Origin of the sequence: Stenotrophomonas sp. B1-1, from assembly GCF_010894375.1 — a bacterium.
Classification (GTDB): domain Bacteria; phylum Pseudomonadota; class Gammaproteobacteria; order Xanthomonadales; family Xanthomonadaceae; genus Stenotrophomonas.
In genome coordinates this window covers 231402-248425 of sequence record NZ_JAAIUZ010000013.1, presented here as the reverse complement: position 1 = coordinate 248425, position 17024 = coordinate 231402, and the positions used below count along the sequence as shown (strand labels likewise).

At 67.8% G+C, this 17024-nt stretch carries 15 protein-coding genes and 1 riboswitch; of the genes, 10 read left to right on the top strand and 5 right to left on the bottom strand.

The features are described from left to right. The first annotated feature begins 31 nt into the window (after window positions 1-31). Together G4G00_RS12755 and zapE are read left to right on the top strand one after the other, a co-directional pair. A complete protein-coding gene (locus G4G00_RS12755) occupies window positions 32-703 on the top strand; it encodes an alpha/beta family hydrolase (protein ID WP_164274112.1) in 672 nt (223 codons plus the stop codon). Then, the gene (zapE, locus tag G4G00_RS12750; protein ID WP_164274109.1) at window positions 700-1800 is read left to right on the top strand and encodes a cell division protein ZapE; all 1101 of its coding nucleotides are present in this window, start codon (window positions 700-702) and stop codon (window positions 1798-1800) included. Before G4G00_RS12755 ends, zapE begins: the two co-directional genes overlap by 4 nt. Before the next feature lie 98 nt (window positions 1801-1898). On the opposite strand, the gene G4G00_RS12745 is transcribed toward zapE, so the two are convergent. Beyond that, the gene (locus G4G00_RS12745) at window positions 1899-2666 is read right to left on the bottom strand and encodes a DUF2884 family protein (RefSeq protein ID WP_164274107.1); all 768 of its coding nucleotides are present in this window, start codon (window positions 2664-2666) and stop codon (window positions 1899-1901) included. A 553-nt stretch (window positions 2667-3219) separates the two neighbouring features. Here G4G00_RS12745 and G4G00_RS12740 point away from each other — a divergent pair. The 5 genes from G4G00_RS12740 to G4G00_RS12720 all read left to right on the top strand — a co-directional run bounded on the left by G4G00_RS12740 (window position 3220) and on the right by G4G00_RS12720 (window position 9466). Next, window positions 3220-5604 carry a ribonucleoside-diphosphate reductase subunit alpha gene (locus tag G4G00_RS12740; protein ID WP_108751839.1) on the top strand — a complete coding sequence of 795 codons (2385 nt, stop codon included), beginning with the start codon at window positions 3220-3222 and terminating at the stop codon, window positions 5602-5604. Window positions 5605-5735: 131 nt separating this feature from the next. Next, window positions 5736-6755 carry a ribonucleotide-diphosphate reductase subunit beta gene (locus G4G00_RS12735; protein ID WP_164274104.1) on the top strand — a complete coding sequence of 340 codons (1020 nt, stop codon included), beginning with the start codon at window positions 5736-5738 and terminating at the stop codon, window positions 6753-6755. A gap of 109 nt (window positions 6756-6864) precedes the next feature. Next, window positions 6865-7269: an acyl-CoA thioesterase gene (locus G4G00_RS12730; protein ID WP_049433141.1), complete on the top strand. Its 405-nt coding sequence runs from the start codon at window positions 6865-6867 to the stop codon at window positions 7267-7269. Window positions 7270-7312: 43 nt separating this feature from the next. Continuing rightward, window positions 7313-8119, top strand: coding sequence for an NAD-dependent protein deacetylase (locus G4G00_RS12725; protein ID WP_164274101.1), 807 nt, complete (start codon window positions 7313-7315; stop codon window positions 8117-8119). Window positions 8120-8362: 243 nt separating this feature from the next. Next, on the top strand, window positions 8363-9466 hold the full coding sequence (locus tag G4G00_RS12720) for an NADH:flavin oxidoreductase/NADH oxidase (RefSeq protein WP_164274098.1): 1104 nt from the start codon (window positions 8363-8365) through the stop codon (window positions 9464-9466). Window positions 9467-9472: 6 nt separating this feature from the next. On the opposite strand, the gene G4G00_RS12715 is transcribed toward G4G00_RS12720, so the two are convergent. Beyond that, complete coding sequence (locus tag G4G00_RS12715; protein ID WP_164274095.1) at window positions 9473-10384, bottom strand: LysR family transcriptional regulator; 912 nt, start codon at window positions 10382-10384, stop codon at window positions 9473-9475. Between the two features lie 122 nt (window positions 10385-10506). On the opposite strand from G4G00_RS12715, the gene G4G00_RS12710 reads away from it, so the two are divergent. Both G4G00_RS12710 and purU read left to right on the top strand, forming a co-directional pair. Next, window positions 10507-10761 (top strand): DUF2798 domain-containing protein, encoded by a 255-nt coding sequence (locus G4G00_RS12710; RefSeq protein WP_164274092.1) that lies wholly within the window; start codon window positions 10507-10509, stop codon window positions 10759-10761. 60 nt (window positions 10762-10821) lie between these two features. Further along, the gene (gene purU, locus G4G00_RS12705; RefSeq protein WP_108751845.1) at window positions 10822-11673 is read left to right on the top strand and encodes a formyltetrahydrofolate deformylase; all 852 of its coding nucleotides are present in this window, start codon (window positions 10822-10824) and stop codon (window positions 11671-11673) included. 85 nt (window positions 11674-11758) lie between these two features. On the opposite strand, the gene pncA is transcribed toward purU, so the two are convergent. From pncA to G4G00_RS12690, 3 genes are all read right to left on the bottom strand, one after another. Next, window positions 11759-12385 (bottom strand): bifunctional nicotinamidase/pyrazinamidase, encoded by a 627-nt coding sequence (pncA, locus tag G4G00_RS12700; protein ID WP_164274089.1) that lies wholly within the window; start codon window positions 12383-12385, stop codon window positions 11759-11761. Window positions 12386-12441: 56 nt separating this feature from the next. Then, complete coding sequence (locus G4G00_RS12695; RefSeq protein ID WP_108751847.1) at window positions 12442-13113, bottom strand: epoxyqueuosine reductase QueH; 672 nt, start codon at window positions 13111-13113, stop codon at window positions 12442-12444. A gap of 140 nt (window positions 13114-13253) precedes the next feature. Further along, window positions 13254-13471: riboswitch (cobalamin riboswitch) on the bottom strand. An 85-nt stretch (window positions 13472-13556) separates the two neighbouring features. Continuing rightward, window positions 13557-14963 carry an FAD-binding oxidoreductase gene (locus G4G00_RS12690; protein ID WP_164274086.1) on the bottom strand — a complete coding sequence of 469 codons (1407 nt, stop codon included), beginning with the start codon at window positions 14961-14963 and terminating at the stop codon, window positions 13557-13559. 141 nt (window positions 14964-15104) lie between these two features. On the opposite strand from G4G00_RS12690, the gene G4G00_RS12685 reads away from it, so the two are divergent. Continuing rightward, window positions 15105-16997, top strand: coding sequence for a patatin-like phospholipase family protein (locus G4G00_RS12685; RefSeq protein ID WP_164274083.1), 1893 nt, complete (start codon window positions 15105-15107; stop codon window positions 16995-16997). Window positions 16998-17024: the final 27 nt, after the last annotated feature.

Genomic DNA, 17024 nt, shown 5'->3' with positions numbered 1-17024 from the left:
GGGCAGGGGCGGGGGACGGTATCATGTTGCCATGCGCAATCCCTCGTTCCCCGTTGCTCCCGGCGAAACCGCCTGTCTTGAACTGGACGGCCCGGCCGGTCCGCTGGAAGTGGTGGTCGATCTGCCCAAGGCCGATGTGCCGGCGCAGCCGATCGTGGCCATCGTCTGCCATCCGCTGTCCACCGAAGGCGGCACCCTGCACAACAAGGTGGTGACCATGACCGCCGCCACCCTGCGCGAGCAGGGCATCGCCACGGTACGCTTCAACTTCCGCAGCGTGGGTGGTTCGGCCGGAGACTTCGACCATGGCAACGGCGAACAGGACGACCTGAAGGCCGTGGCCGCCTGGGTGTGCAGCCAGCGCCCGCAGGACCGCCTGTGGCTGGCCGGTTTCAGCTTCGGGTCGTTCGTTTCGCTGAAGGCGGCCGCTGAACTGCAGCCGGAAGCGCTGATCTCGATCGCGCCGCCGGCCGGCCGCTGGGATTTCGACGGCGTGCAGCCGCCGGCCCGCTGGCTGGTCATCCAGGGCGAACAGGATGAAATCGTCGATCCGCAGGCGGTCTACCAGTGGCTGGACACCCTGGGGGCGCCGCACGAGCTGGTGCGCATGCCCGACACCAGCCACTTCTTCCACCGCAAGCTGATCGACCTGCGCGGCGCACTCACCCACGGCGTGAAGCACTGGCTGGGCGCGGCGGCATGAACGAGGCGGTGCAGACCCCCTCGCAGCGCTATGCCGCCGGCGTGGCCCGCGGCGACTGGCAGAACGACCCGGCCCAGCACGCGGCCCTGGCCGAGCTGGACCGCATCCACCTGGGGCTGATGGACAGCGCCGAAGACGGCTGGCTGGACCGCCTGTCCTCGTTCTGGAAGAAGCCCGAGCCGGTAAAGGGCCTGTATTTCTGGGGCGGGGTGGGGCGCGGCAAGACCTTCCTGGTGGACCTGTTCTACGACGGCCTGCCGATCAAGCAGAAGTACCGCACCCACTTCCACCGTTTCATGCGCAGCGTGCACGAGCGCCTGCGCGAGCACCAGGGGCAGAGCGACCCGCTGGCGAAGATCGCCCAGGAATGGCGCAGCAACCTGCGCGTGCTGGTGCTGGACGAGTTCTTCGTGACCGACATCGGCGATGCCATGCTGCTGGCGCGGCTGCTGGAGCGCCTGTTCGCCGAGGGCGTGACCCTGGTCACCACCTCCAACACGGCGGTGGAAAACCTGTACCTGAACGGCCTGCAGCGCGAGAGCTTCATGCCGGCCATCGGCCTGCTGCAGCGCTTCTGCGTGGAGCTGTATGCCGAAGGCACCGAGGACTACCGCATGCGCGCGCTGACCCGTTCGCCGGTGTACCGCGCGCCGCTGGCCGCCGACAGCGACGACTGGCTGGGCAGCCGCTGGGGCGAGCTGAGCGGTGGGCAGGCGGCCAAGGCCGGCAACATCGAGATCGAGGGCCGCAAGATTCCGGTGCGGGCCCGCGGCAAGAGCATTGCCTGGTTCGATTTCGCCGCCCTGTGCGAAGGCCCGCGCGGCCCGTCGGATTACATCGAGATCGCGCACGAGTTCAACACGGTGCTGCTGGGCGGCATCCCCGCCTTCGACCGCCTGAACGAAGATGCCGCGCGCCGCTTCGTGAACCTGATCGACGAGCTGTACGACCGCCACGTCAACCTGGTCTGCACCGCCAGCACCTCGCCCATCGAGCTGTACAGCGGCCAGCGCCTGCAGGGCGCCTTCGAGCGCACCGCCTCGCGCCTGATCGAAATGCAGAGCGCCGAGTACCTGGGCACCCCTCACCGGGCGTGAGGGCGGGCCCCCGGCCCGGGTTCGCCTTTGTAGAGTCGAGCCATGCTCGACTGCGCCTGGCGACGCGCGGTGCCAACGATGGTCGAGCACGCTCGACGCTACGGATCGCCGGCCACCTGCACGCCTTCGCTGCGTTCGATCAGCCGCAGCGGCTGCCCCTGGTAGCGCACCTCCAGAGCATCGTGGGCATCGGCCACGGCGGCCACCAGCGGGCACAGCGCCAGGGCGCTGGCCTCGATGCGCTCGGCGCGGCCTTCCAGCTGCTGTTCCATCTGCGCGTCCAGGCGGTCGGCGCGCTCCTCCATCGCCTCGCTGCGGCCGGTGACCATCTGCCAGAGCATGCTGCGGGCGATGGACGCGGACAGCGATTCGGCCATGTCCTGCACCCTGGCCTCGAAGCCCGGCCCGAACACCGCCTGTTCCCAGTAGCCCTTGCCCAGCGTGCCGCCGATCCAGTCATCGGCCTGCCGACGCAGGCGCCGCACCTTGCGGCTGTTGGCGGTGCCGGTGAGGCCCTCATAGACCCCGTCGAGCACATCGAAGCTCAGTCCGCTCACTTCATGGGCCAGCGCCGTGGCCGCCGGCATCAGCTGCCGCGCCCCGGCCTCCATCTGCCGCAGGCGGGCGGCGTCGGCCTCGCTGACCGGCACGACCGTGTCGTCCAGGCTCAGCACGCCATCGTGGAACACCACCTCGTGCGGCGCCTGCGGGCCATGCCGCAGCCAGATGCCACCGCTGTCCACCAGCACGTCGTAGTCGGTGCGCATGCCGCACTGGTCCGAGCGCAGCTGCGGGGCGTCGCCGGCCATTACCGGGACAGTGGCCAGACAGCCCAGCAGGGCCAGGGCAGGCAGGGTCAGGCGCATGGTGGAATCCTTTCCGGTCAGTGCAGGGTCCCAGCATCCCGTGCACAGAAGGCGACGTCACCGGCCGGAAGTCATTGCCCGATAGCCATCCATCCGGCCATACAGGCTTTCCCACCGACTGCCCACCACCTATCCACAGGGTTGTCCCTAGCCAGCTTCATCACTGTCATGTGAAGCTGTCATTGTTCCGTTTGCGCAGCACGTTGTACCGCCCTTGTGACGCCTTTCGGTCTTGACTGCGCAGCCGGTTCCAGCAGGTCTGAAGCGTCCAAACGCGCCGCCGATGGCATGATCCTTGCGCCGCAAGGGATTACCAGATTTCACTACATTTGGCGTTGACGGCCCCCTCTACCCCCACTATCTTGTGGCCGTCGGTCGCAGCGACCCCAAGTGCCGGGGTCCCCGGCAGTACCGTTCCGCGACCGTCACCGGCAGTGGCAGGCGCAGGGTCTCAATCCCTGCGACGCCCTCCTGCCACTCTGGGGCGTCAGGTCCCAGGTCGCGTCACCCCGATGCATCGAGCACCCCCAATCACGCCAAGAGGACACACGCCGTGACCACCGAATCCAGCGCCACCATCGAAAAGGAAAGCGAATTCCTGTTGACGTCGCCGCCGACGTCCAACGCGATGAGCGTGACCAAGCGTAATGGCACGACCGAGCTGGTGGATCTGAACAAGATCGTGCGCGCGGTGCAGCGTTCCTCCGAAGGCCTGCACGCGGTCGATCCGATGCGCGTGGCCACCCGTACCATCTCCGGCCTGTACAACGGCGCCACCACCCGCGAACTGGACGAACTGTCCATCCGCACCGCCGCCCTGCTGATCGGTGAAGAGCCCGAGTACGGCCGCCTTGCGGCGCGCCTGCTGGCCAACTACATCGCCAAGGAAGTGTCGGGCCAGGAAATCTACGCCTTCTCGCAGTCGGTCAGCCGTGGCCACGAAGTGGGCCTGATCAACGACCGCCTGCTGAACTTCGTGCAGACCAACGCGCGCAAGCTCAACGATGCCATCGACATCTCGCTGGACCTGAACTTCGATTACTTCGGCCTGCGTACCCTGTACGACCGCTACCTGCTGCGCCACCCGCACACCCGCAAGGTGATCGAGACCCCGCAGCAGTTCTTCCTGCGCATCGCCAGCGCGCTGAGCGAAGACGTGTCCGAAACCCTGGCGCTGTACAAGCGCATGGGCAACCTGGACTACCTGCCGTCCAGCCCGACCCTGTTCAATTCCGGCACCACCCACGAGCAGCTGTCCTCGTGCTTCCTGCTGGATTCGCCGCAGGATTCGCTGGAATCGATCTACTCCAAGTACGGCGACATCGCCCAGCTGTCCAAGTTCTCCGGCGGCATCGGCGTCAGCTACACCCGCGTGCGTTCGCGTGGTTCGCTCATCAAGTCCACCAACGGCCATTCCAACGGCATCGTGCCGTGGCTGAAGACCATGGATTCGTCCGTGGCCGCGGTGAACCAGGGTGGCAAGCGCAAGGGCGCGGCCTGCGTGTACCTGGAAACCTGGCACGCCGATATCGAGGACTTCCTGGAGCTGCGTGACAACACCGGTGACGAAGCCCGCCGTACCCACAACCTGAACCTGGCCAACTGGGTCCCGGACCTGTTCATGAAGCGCGTCGAGGCCGACCAGGAATGGTCGCTGTTCGATCCGCGCGTCGTGCCGGAGTTCACCGACCTGTTCGGCGAAGCCTTCGAACAGGCCTACGTGCAGGCCGAAGCGCAGGGCAAGGCCAACCGCACCATCTCGGCGCGCAAGCTGTACGCCCGCATGATGCGTACCCTGGCCGAGACCGGCAACGGCTGGATGACCTTCAAGGACAAGTGCAACCGCGCCAGCAACCAGACGCTGCGCCCGGGCAACGTGATCCACCTGTCCAACCTGTGCACGGAAATCCTGGAAGTCACGTCCAACGATGAAACCGCGGTGTGCAACCTGGGTTCGATCAACCTGGGCAACCACTTCGACGAGCACAACGAGTTCGACTTCGAGAAGCTGGCCGAGACCGTGCGCCTGGCCGTGCGCCAGCTCGACCGCGTGATCGACCTGAACTTCTACCCGATCGAAACCGCCCGCCGCGCCAACCTGCGCTGGCGTCCGGTCGGCCTGGGCTGCATGGGCCTGCAGGATGTGTTCTTCCGCAAGCGCCTGCCGTTCGACAGCGCCGAAGCCCGCGCCCTGTCGAAGAAGATCGCCGAAACGATCTACTTCCACGCCCTGGAAACCTCCTCGGAGCTGGCCCAGGAACGCGGCAAGCACCCGTCGTTCAACGACACCCGTGCCGCCAGCGGCGAACTGCAGTTCGACGCCTGGAACGTGGTGCCCGAAGACACCGCGCGCTGGGACGCCCTGCGCGAGCGCATCAAGGAACACGGCCTGCGCAACTCGCTGATGATCGCGATTGCCCCGACCGCCACCATTGCCTCGATCGCCGGTTGCTACGAGTGCGTGGAACCGCAGGTGTCCAACCTGTTCAAGCGCGAAACCCTGTCCGGTGACTTCCTGCAGGTCAACCGCTACCTGGTGAACGAACTGAAGAAGCTGGGCCTGTGGACCGCCGACATGCGCGATGCCATCAAGCTGGCCGAAGGTTCCATCGCCGGCGTGGCGCAGATTCCCGAAGCCCTGCGCCAGGTCTACCGCACCGCATGGGAACTGCCGATGCGTTCGCTGATCGACATGGCCGCCGAGCGTGGCGCCTTCATCGACCAGTCGGCCTCGCTCAACCTGTTCATGGAAAGCCCGAACATCGGTGCGATGTCGTCCATGTACATGTACGCGTGGAAGCAGGGCGTCAAGACCACCTACTACCTGCGCTCGCGTCCGGCCACCAAGATCGCCAAGACCACGGTCAGCACCTACACCCCGACCGAAGCGGTGGCCTGCTCGCTGGAAAACCCGGAAGCCTGCGAGGCGTGCCAATAAGAGTGGCCGTGCCGGCTTCTGGCCGGCACACCCCTCTGTAGCGTCGAGCCATGCTCGACTGCACCACGGAAACACCAAGGTAGCGCCGGGCCACGCCCGGCGTTTTGACCCGAGAATTCAAGGAAACACCCATGGCCGACAAGCCCAAGCAGATGCTGCTCGATCCCGGTTTTGAACTGACCCTGCGCCCGATGCGCTACCCGCAGTTCTATGACATGTACCGGAACGCGATCAAGAACACCTGGACGGTGGAAGAGATCAACTTCCAGATCGACATCACCGACCTGCACAGCAAGATGTCGCCGGGTGAGCGCCACCTGATCCATCGCCTGGTGGCGTTCTTCGCCACCGGCGATTCGATCGTGTCCAACAACCTGGTGCTGAACCTGTACCAGCACTTGAACGCGCCCGAAGCGCGCATGTACCTGTCGCGCCAGCTGTACGAAGAAGCGCTGCACGTGCAGTTCTACCTGACCCTGCTCGACAACTACCTGCCGGACCCGGAAGAGCGCGTCAAAGCCTTCGCCGCGGTGGAAAACATCGACTCGATCAAGAAGAAGGCCGACTTCTGCTTCAAGTGGATCGACTCGATCCAGGACCTCAAGCGCATCGAGACCCGTGCCGAACGCCGCCAGTTCCTGCTGAACCAGATCTGCTTCGCCGCGTGCATCGAAGGCCTGTTCTTCTTCGCCGCCTTCGCCTACGTGTACTACTTCCGTTCGCGCGGCCTGCTGCCGGGCCTGGCCTCGGGCACCAACTGGGTGTTCCGCGACGAGAGCGCGCACATGGACTTCGCGTTCGAATCGGTGCGCGTGGTGCGTGAGGAAGAGCCGGACCTGTTCGACGATGAAATGAAGCAGCAGGTCTATGACATGCTGGCCGAAGCCATCGAATGCGAAGTGCAGTTCGCCGAGGACGTGCTGTCCGGCGGCGTGGCCGGTATCTCGACCCGCGACATGCGCCAGTACCTGCAGCATTGTGCCGACCAGCACTTCGCCAAGCTCGGCATGGAAAAGAAGTACAACGTGCGCAACCCGCTGCCGTTCATGGAACTGCAGGACGTGCAGGAACTGACCAACTTCTTCGAACGCCGCGTGTCGGCCTACCAGGTGGGCGTGCAGGGCGAAGTCGCCTTCGACATGAACTTCTGATCGAAGCGGTCACCCCGGTTGCAACGAAAAACCCCGGCCAGCGCCGGGGTTTTTCGCACAACGGCCCCCGGTCTTACAATTGCCGCACCCCCACACCCTGGCCACCGCCATGACCCCCATCGTCGAAACCGTGCCGCCCATCGAAGTGCGCATGGCCGAAATCGTCTTCCCCAACCACACCAACCACATGGGCACCCTGTTCGGTGGCCAGGCGCTGGCCTGGATGGACAAGGCTGCCTTCCTGGCCGCCGCCCGCTATTCGCGCCGCACTGTGGTGACCGCGCGCAGCGACCAGGTCGATTTCAAGCTGCCCATCCGCATCGGCCAGATGGTGGAAACCATCGGTCGCATCGTGGAAGTGGGCCGCAGTTCGATGAAGGTGGAAGTGGAGCTGATTGCCGAAGACCTGCACAGCGGCGAGCGCAAGCTGTGCACCCGCGGCCACTTCGTGATGATCGCGCTGGGCGAAGACGGCCAGCCGACCGCCGTGCCGCGCCTGCCCGAGGCCGTCTGAACCGGCGCTTGCGGGGGCGCCGCCGCGCCCCCATCTGGTCGGCATGACCCCGCCGCTGACCGACTTCATCGACCGCGCCCAGCGCCTGTTCGTGCTCACCGGCGCCGGTTGCAGCACCGCCTCGGGCATTCCCGATTACCGCGATACCGACGGCCAGTGGAAGCGCACCCCGCCGGTGACCTACCAGGCCTTCATGGGCGAGGCGGCCACCCGCCAGCGCTATTGGGCGCGCAGCCTGCTGGGCTGGCCGCGCTTCGGCCTGGCCCTGCCCAACGGCACCCACCAGGCGCTGGCCGCGCTGGAAGCACGCGGCACCCTGCAGGTGCTGCTGACCCAGAACGTGGATGGCCTGCACCAGCGTGCCGGCAGCACGAACGTGATCGATCTGCACGGGCGGCTGGACCTGGTGCGCTGCATGGGCTGCGAACGCCGCAGCGGGCGCGAGGATTTCCAGCAGCGCCTGCTGGACGCCAACCCGGGCTGGGACGCGCTGGAGGCCGGTATCGCCCCCGATGGCGATGCCGATCTGGAGACGGATTTTTCCGCATTCGTGGTGCCGGACTGCCCGTACTGCGGCGGCCTGCTGAAGCCAGATGTCGTCTTCTTCGGCGAAAACGTGCCGCGCGAACGGGTAGCGGCGGTGCATGAGCACCTGCAGCAGGCCGATGCGCTGCTGGTGGTGGGCTCCTCGCTGATGGTCTATTCCGGCTTCCGCTTCGTGCAGGCCGCGGCCAAGGCCGGCCTGCCGGTGGCCGCACTGAACCGCGGCCGCACCCGTGCCGACGACCTGCTGCAGTTCAAGGATGAACGCGACTGCGCCGAGGCCCTGGCAGATTTCGTCAGCCGGTAGAGTCGACTGTCAGTCGACTACCGCGCGCAGCGCGGGCTGTTCAGCCATCCGGCCCGGTAGAGTCGACTGTCAGTCGACTAGCGCGCGCAGCGCGGGCTGTTCAGACATGGCGCCAAGAGCAGTCGACTGACAGTCGACTCTACCGTCCACCCGTCCCCCCGCGAAACAGCGATCCATCCAGACGGTTGATCCGCAGGCCGTGCAGCGGTGCAATACGCACCCCCTCCGCATGTCGCTATCGCCTTGAGCCAGTTGTTCTCGCCGGTCACCCTCGGCCCGCTTACCCTGTCCAACCGCATCGTGATCGCGCCGATGTGCCAGTACTCCGCCGAAGATGGCCGCGCCAGCGACTGGCATGCCCAGCACCTGGGCAACCTGGCGCAGTCCGGTGCCGGCCTGCTGATCCTGGAAGCGACCGCGGTGGAACCGCGCGGGCGCATCAGCCATGCCGACCTGGGGCTGTGGGACGACGGTACCGAAGCGGCGCTGGCGCAGGTGCTGGCCAGCGTGCGGCGCTGGTCGCCGATGCCGCTGGGCATCCAGCTCGGCCACGCCGGCCGCAAGGCCTCCACCGCTCGCCCGTGGGACGGCGGCCGCCAGCTGCCGGCCGACGATGCCCGTGGCTGGCCCACCGTGGCGCCGTCGCCGCTGCCGTTCCATGCCAACGACCCGGCCCCGCAGGCGCTGGATGAAGCCGGCATTGCCGAGGTGGTGGCCGCCTTCGCCGCCAGCGCCGTGCGCGCCGAACGCCTGGGCTTCGAGCTGATCGAAATCCACGCCGCCCACGGTTACCTGCTGCACCAGTTCCTGTCGCCGCTCAGCAACCGCCGCACCGACGGCTACGGCGGCTCGCTGCCGAACCGCCTGCGCCTGCTGGTGGAAGTGTTCGACGCGGTGCGTGAAGCGGTGTCGGACAAGGTGTCGGTGGGCGTGCGCATTTCCGCCAACGACTGGGTCGAAGGCGGCTGGGACGTGGTGCAGAGCGAAGCCCTGGCACAGGTGCTGGACGCGCGCGGCTGCAACTTCCTGCACGTGTCCAGTGGCGGCCTGGACGAGCGCCAGAAGATCAGCGTGGGCCCGGGCTACCAGGTGCCGTTCGCCGCGGCCATCAAGGCCAAGAAGCTGCGCATGCCGGTCATTGCGGTGGGCCTGATCACCGAGCCGGAACAGGCCGAATCGATCCTGCGCCACAACCAGGCCGATGCCATCGCCCTGGCCCGCGGCATCCTGTACGACCCGCGTTGGCCGTGGCATGCCGCTGCCGCGCTGGGCGACAGCGTGGTGCCGGCGCCGCAGTACCTGCGCTGCGAACCGCGCGAAGCACGCAACGTGTTCCGCCCGCGCTGAGGCCGGTCACACCTGCCAGGCCGGCGGCAAGCCGGCCTGCAGGTGCTCGAACAGGGCGCGGATGCGCGCGGTGAAATCGCGCCGGTCGCTTACGCAGAAGAACACCTCCATCGGCTCCGGCTGCCACGCGCTGGCCGGGCCGAACACCGTCTGCAGCCGGCCATCGCGCAGGTACGGGTCGGCCACGAAGGCGGCCAGCCGGGTGATGCCCGCACCGGCGGCGGCCAGCTCGGCCAGCGCGTCGATGTCATCGCAGACCATGCTGGGCGGCAGCGCCGCGTCCACCCGCGCATCGCCACGCCGCAGGCCCCAGCGCAGCGGCCGGCCATCGGTGGGAAAGCGGTGCAGCAGGCCGCGGTGGTGCTGCAGCTCGGCCGGTTCCTGCGGCATGCCGTGCGCGGCCAGGTAGGCCGGGGCGGCGCAGAACAGGAACGGAATGCGCGCCAGCGGCCGCGCCACCAGCCCATCTTCCAGCTGCGCGCCGATGCGCAGGCTGACATCCACCGTTTCCGGACCGTGCTGTACCGCGCGATCGCTCAGGCGCAGTTCCAGCTGCAGTTGCGGGTAGCGCTGCTGCAGCGACGGCAGCAGCGGCGCCAGCACATGGCGGCCGAAGGCGCGGCTGCTGGCAATGCGCAGCGGCCCACTGGGCACGATGTCGTCGGCGGTCACCAGCGCCTGCGCACGGGCCAGGTCGGCCTCGATGTGCTGCACCTGGGCCAGGTAGAGCGCCCCGGCCTCGCTCAAGGCCAGTTGCCGCGTGCTGCGGTTGAGCAGGCGCACGCCCAGGTGGGTTTCCAGGCGCTGGATGTTCTGGCCCACGGCAGTGGCACTGATGCCCAGGCTGCGCGCGGCCGCGGCAATGCTGCCGGTCTGCGCGGTGCGGGTGAAGCTGCGGATGAGCTGCAACAGGTTCATGACCGGCCAGCTTGCCACGGAAACCGGCAAGCGTGGCTTGGGTCTGCCCCAAGCGCGGCGGGGCTGTGCACAGGCCGTCGCACCGCTAGCCTGCCGGCCCACTTCACCCGATGCGATGTGCGATGGCCCACCCCCGATCTCTCCGCTGGAAGCTGCACGCCCGCAGTACGCCGTTCGTGTTCGCCTTCTTCATGGCCAGCCTGATGGCGCTGCTGATGTGCCTGGTCATCACTGCGGCCAACGCCGGGCTGGGCAGCGGCTATCTGGCGCGGGTGCTGGCGGCCTACCAGATGGCCATGCCGGTGGCGTTTTGTGGTGTGCTGCTGGTGCGCCCGCTGGTGGTGCGCCTGGTGGCGTTGACGGTGCATCCGCACTGAAGATCGGTTGCATCTGACAGCATTGTGCACCGCCGCAGGGTGCTGCCCTAAACTTGGGCCATGCGACCCGATTCCATTCTTACCCTGTCTTGTCCCGACCGCACCGGCATCGTCTATCGCGTGTCGGGGCTGCTGTTCGACCACGGCTGCAACATCCTCGACGCCCAGCAGTTCGGCGATGAAGAGAGCGGTCGTTTCTTCCTGCGCGTGCATTTCGATCGCGACGCCGGCCTGCCGCTGGACACGGTGCATGGCGCCATGGCCGCGCTCGCCGCCGATTTCGGCATGGACTGGCAGCTGCATGACGGCCGCCGCCGCGCGCGCCTGCTGGTGCTGGTCAGCAAGCAGGGGCATTGCCTGAACGACCTGCTGTTCCGCGCGCACAGCGGGCAGCTGAAGGTGGATATCGCCGCGGTGGCGTCCAACCACGCCGACTTCGCGCCGCTGGCCGCGTCCTACCAGGTGCCGTTCCACCACCTGCCGGTGAACGCGGAAACACGCGCGGTGCAGGAACAGCAGATCATCGATCTGGTCGACCGCGAGCGCATCGACCTGGTGGTGCTGGCGCGCTACATGCAAATTCTGTCGCCCACGCTGTGCCGCGCACTGGCCGGCCGTGCGATCAACATCCACCACAGCTTCCTGCCCAGCTTCAAGGGCGCGCAGCCGTACCACCAGGCGCACGCGCGCGGGGTCAAGATCATCGGTGCCACCGCGCACTACGTGACCGAAGACCTGGACGAAGGCCCGATCATCGAACAGGACGTGGCCCGCGTGGACCACGCCATGACCCCGCGCGACCTGGTGCGGCTGGGCAGCGATACCGAATCGCAGGTGCTGGCACGGGCCGTGCGCCGCCATGTCGAACACCGCATCCTGTTGAACGGGCACCGCACGGTAGTGTTCCGCTGACAGCGGGTTGCGTGGCCGCCGGGCATGGCCCGGCGCTACCGACCGTCACCTTGGGTAGCGCCGGGCCATGCCCGGCGGGCGCACCTCAGATGGCAGCAATCCCCGCCTTGCCCAAGGCCTCGCGCACCATCGCGTCGTTGGCATCGGTCACTGGCTTGGTCAGCTCCCACAGGAACTTCACCCGGAATCCGGCCTTGGCCGCGTCCTGCGCGCTCCACAGCACACAGTAGTCGCGCGCCAGGCCGCACACGTGCACTTCGCGGATACGCCGCTCATGCAGCCAGCCGGCCAGGCCGGTGGCCGGGCGATCACCATCGGGCCCGTGGTTTTCGCGGAAGGCGCTGTACGAATCCACCTGCGGGCGGGTGCCCTTGCGCAGGATCAGGTCGGCCACGTTCCAGTCCACGCCCGGGTGCAGCGCGGCGCCGTCGCTGCCCTGCACGCAGTGGTCGGGCCACAGCGTCTGCGGCTGCGCGTGCAGCAGGATGGTCTCGAACGGGCGCGTGCCGGGGTGCTGGCTGGCAAACGAGGCATGGCCGGCCGGGTGCCAGTCCTGGGTGGCCACCACCGTGCGATAGCGGCGCTGGGCCAGCAGCTCGGCAATCGGTGCCACCAGCGCATCGCCGTCGGCGCAGGCCAGCGCACCACCGGGCATGAAGTCCGGCTGCAGGTCGATCACCAGCAGGGCGACATCGGCGGGCAGGACGGTCATGGCAGTTCCACTACAACAGAAGGGGGCGACCAGCGTGGCCGCCCCGTACGCGCGCGTCAATCGCCCTTGGGCGCTTCCGCATCCTGCCCGTAGTACAGCAGGCCGATCTTGATGCGCTCGCGGCCGGTTTCGCGGCGGTGGCGGTTGGCATCGCGCAGCGAGTACACGCAGCCGCAGTATTCCTGCTGGTAGAACTGCTCGCGCTTGCTGATTTCCACCATGCGGCTGGCGCCGCCGCCCTTGCGCCAGTTGTAGTCCCAGTACTGCAGGCCTTCGTAGCGCGACGCGGCGCGGATGCCGCAGTCATTGATCTGCGCCATGTTCTTCCAGCGCGAGATACCCAGCGACGAACTGATGGTGTCGTAGCCGTGCTCGTGCGCGTACAGCGCGGTGCGCTCGAAGCGCATGTCGAAGCACATGGTGCAGCGGATACCGCGCTCCGGCTCATTTTCCATGCCACGCGCACGGCTGAACCAGTTGTCGGTGTCGTAGTCGCAGTCGATGAACGGAATGCCGTGCTGCTCGGCGAAGCGGATGTTTTCCTGTTTGCGCAGCTCGTATTCCTTCACCGGGTGGATGTTGGGGTTGTAGAAGAAGATCGCGTAGTCGATCCCGGAGGCGGTGATCGCCTCCATTACTTCACCCGAACACGGGGCACAGCAGGAATGCAGCAGCAGGCGCTTGCCGTCGGCGGGCAGGGTCAGGGTGGGGCGTTGAAGCTCGGTCATCGTCGGGTGCGTGGCAGCGTGGGGAACGGATCGGGCCGGACACCGTGAACAGGACGCACGCGGCCACCGCGCCCGCGCGCGCAGGACGACGATGGCCCCGGCACCCTCCCCGCGGAGAGTCCAGGTCGAATCAGGGGACGGTCGTGTCCCCCGGCCGGGGCCGGTATTCGGGCTGATGGACACGGGCCGCAGCCCACCTACTCCCTGCCGCTTCCCAGGCGTGCGCCCAGTGCTGTTGGCAGGCTTCGTTTCCATTCACCGCTGCGGGGCAGCTCCGGAATGGGCGCGCCAGGCGCCTTCACCGGATTCCCGTTTAAATCCCGCCCTGCGCGTGAGCGCCTGGAGGGATACCTTCGGCGCGCCCACGGTGGACGCGTTGGCCGCGCCGGTCAAGGGGGGTGGGGTCAGAGCCCGTTGCGCTGCAACGGGATCCGACCCCATTGCTACGGCGCCGCGATGTAGCGCTGCCAAAGGTGGTTCACCAGCTGCATCTGCGGGTCGTATTGGCGCTTGGCTTCAACGAACCGCTGCCACTGCGGGTAGGCGCGGCGGAACTGTTCGCGGGTGGCATGCGGGCGATAGGGCAGGTAGTAGCTGCCGCCGCAGTCCAGCGCGGCATCGATCAGCGCCCGCGTCCAGCCGGTGGCCAGGGTGTCGCTCCACGGGAAGCGTCGCTGCTTGTGGTACAGCACGAAGCAGAACACGTCCTGGCGCGCCCACGCCAGCAGCGAAGTGGTATCGGCCGGCGCGTGGCGGATCGACACGTTCAGTGCGTCCACGTGGTGGTGCTGCAGGATCGCCGCCATGCGCGTGGCGAACGCCTGGAACTGCCGCACCGGAATGAAGTACTCCTGCAGCAGGTAGGTGGACATGGCGCGCGTGCGCGGCTCCAGCGAGGCCACGTCCAGGCTCGCTTCCAGGTTGCGGTGGATCACCCGAGGCTGCTGCAGCTGCTTCTGCACCACCGAACTGTCGCGCAGCTGCGCGCCGCCCGGCAGTTCGGACACCGCCCAGATCATGTTCTGTTCGTAGGCATAGCGGTCGCCCACCGGCACCAGCCGGCGGGTGTCGGTCAGCGCGGCGCTGCTGCGGCGCCAGGTCACCGTTACCGGGGCATCGAAACGTGGCGGCAGCAGATCGGCGTTGTGCATCAATGCATCGCCGCGCGACGGCACGTTGTCGGCGAACCACTGCGGGTAGTCGGCCAGCGCGACGCGTTGCATGTGCCGCGCCATGCGTGTGTTGTCGGCCAGGTCCAGTTCCACCTCGCTCACTACGGCCAGCAGCCCGTAGCCGCCGATCACCGCGGCGAACAGGTCCGGGTGCTGGCTGCGCGATGTTTCCAGTACCTCGCCCGAACGCAGTACCACCTGCAATGCACGGATCGTCGCGGCCAGGCTGCCGTTGCCGACGTAGCGGCCATGGCAGTTCACGCCGACCGAGCCGCCTATGGTGAAGCTGCTGAAACTCTGCATCACCTTCACCGACAGGTCGTGCGGGTCCAGCAGGGCCTGCAGCTCGCGCCAGCGCATGCCGGCCTGCACGCGCACCACCTTGCCCGGCACATCCAGCCGCAGCAGCCGGTTGTGGCCGGTCATGTCCAGTTGCAGGGCGCCGCTGGCGCTGGTCTGCCCGCCCATGCTGAAGCGGCCACCGGCCACGCAGACCGGGCCACGGTGGCGCTGCAGCACGTCGACCAGCGGGCGCTGGCCGTCGATGCGGGTGATGCCCGCCAAGGCGGTGGGCTCGAGCTGGCTGATGTCGTTGCCGGTGGGGGCCTGCCCGGGTGAACAGGCGGTGGCGGCAGCAGCGGCGCCGCAGCCGGCAATGAAGGCGCGTCGGGTGGTCATGGGCAGTCCCTGCAGTCCGCTTCCTGGCGGCAGTGTGCATGCGGCACGTCGCCCGGCCAAGGGGGAATCGCGCTGACTGCGCAGCGGTTCTCAGGCCCTGAGAAGCCCCTGCGCCATACTGGAACCCACGCGGTGGACGGCATGCATGGGGGCAGGGCAGTGGCGGACAAATATTGCGATCTGGTCATGAAAGGCGGCATCACCAGCGGCATCGTGTATCCCAACGCGGTGCTGGCGCTGGCCCAGCAGTACCGCTTCAAGAGCATCGGCGGCACCTCGGCCGGGGCCATTGCCGCGGCAGTGGCTGCAGCGGCCGCGTATGGCGACCGCCGCCAGCAGGCTGGCGAAACGCTGCCCGGTGAGGCGGGCTACGGTGGGCTGTCTGCGGTGTCGGCGCAGTTGTCGCGGCGCGGCTTCATCTACGGGTTGTTCCAGCCCGCGCGCGGCGCGCGTTCGGCGTACCGGTTGCTGGTAGTGCTGACCGGCAAGGCGCGCTGGCCGCGCAAGCTGCTGTGCCTGGCCGTGGCCGTGTTCACCATCGCGCCGCTGGAAGTGCTGGTGTCGCTGGCCCTGCTGCTGGCGCTGGGCGGCTGGGGCGGCGGCTGGAGCGGTGTGGCGGCCACCCTGCTGCCGTCGCTGCTGTGCGCCTATGGCGCCGGTGTGGCCGGTGCAGCGCTGCGCGTGGCCCGTGTCGCCCGGCGCAATCTGCTGGGCCTGTGCAGCGGGCTGGGCCGCGATGCGCAGACTCCGGCGCTGACCGACTGGCTGCACGCGCGCCTGCAGCAGTTGGCCGGCAAGCCACTGGACGCTCCGCTCACCTTCGCCGATCTGCACGATGCACCGCGGTATGCCGGCGAACCGCACAGCCCGCAGGCCATCAGCCTGCAGATGATCACCACCTGTGTATCCCACAACGAACCGCGCACCCTGCCGCTGGGCGGGGCGCAGTTCTGGTTCCTGCGCGAGGAATTCGCCCAGTTGTTCCCGGCCAGCGTGGTGGACTGGCTGGTGCAGCAGGCCGGTGCGCCGCTGCAGGTGGACGGGCGCCAGTACTACCATCTGCCGCAGGGCGCGCAGTTGCCGGTGCTGGTGGCCACGCGCATGAGCCTCAGCTTCCCGCTGCTGATCAGCGCCGTGCCGCTGCACGAACCCGCCCGCCGCGAGCGCCGCTGCGAACCGGCGGCGGCGCCGGCCACGCAGGAGCACAACGTGGCCGACAGCATGGAAGGGCTGACCAGCGCCGGACAGGCGTGCGGCCCGGTGATCACCGCCTTCCGCGTGTGCTGGTTCTCCGATGGCGGCATCAGCAGCAATTTCCCCATCCACCTGTTCGACGCGGCAATGCCGCGCTGGCCCACGTTCGCCATCAACCTGGTGTACCCGCAGCACGCCGAAGAAGTCAGCCACGGCGGCAGTACGCGCGCGGCCCTGGAAAAGTCGGTGTTCCTGCCCACCGGCAACCGCCATGGCTGGCAGCGCCACTACCAGTCCATTGCCACGCCGCTGGCTGCCGGTGAGCTGGGTCGCTTCCTGTTCGCCGTGGTGGCCACCATGCAGAACTGGCGCGACCTGCTGCAGGCGCGCGCGCCGGGCTACCGCGACCGCATCGTGCACGTCAGCCTGCAGGGCGACGAAGGCGGCATGAACCTGGACATGCCGCAGGACGTGCTGACCCGCATTGCCGACAAGGGCAGCCTGGCCGGCGCGCGCTTCTGTGCGTTCTCGTTCGAGAACCACTACTGGATCCGCTGGCGCAACCTGGCTTCGGCCTACCAGCGCTACACGCTGGAAGTGGCGCGCACCGACGATCCGGCGCAGCAGGTGCTGGCCTACCGCGCCGCGTATTCCACCGTTGCCGTGGGTGAGCCGGTGCCGCCGTCGTACAAGCTGGGTTCGGAAGACAAGCGCCAGGCGTCGCAGCAGTTGTGGGGGCTGATGGTGGAACAGGGCCGCACCTGGGAAGACCTGGGCCCAGACTTGACCGACGGCGCACCGCGCCCGCTGCCGCAGATGAAGGTGACACCGATCTACTGAGCGCGATCGATACAATCGTGCTTCATG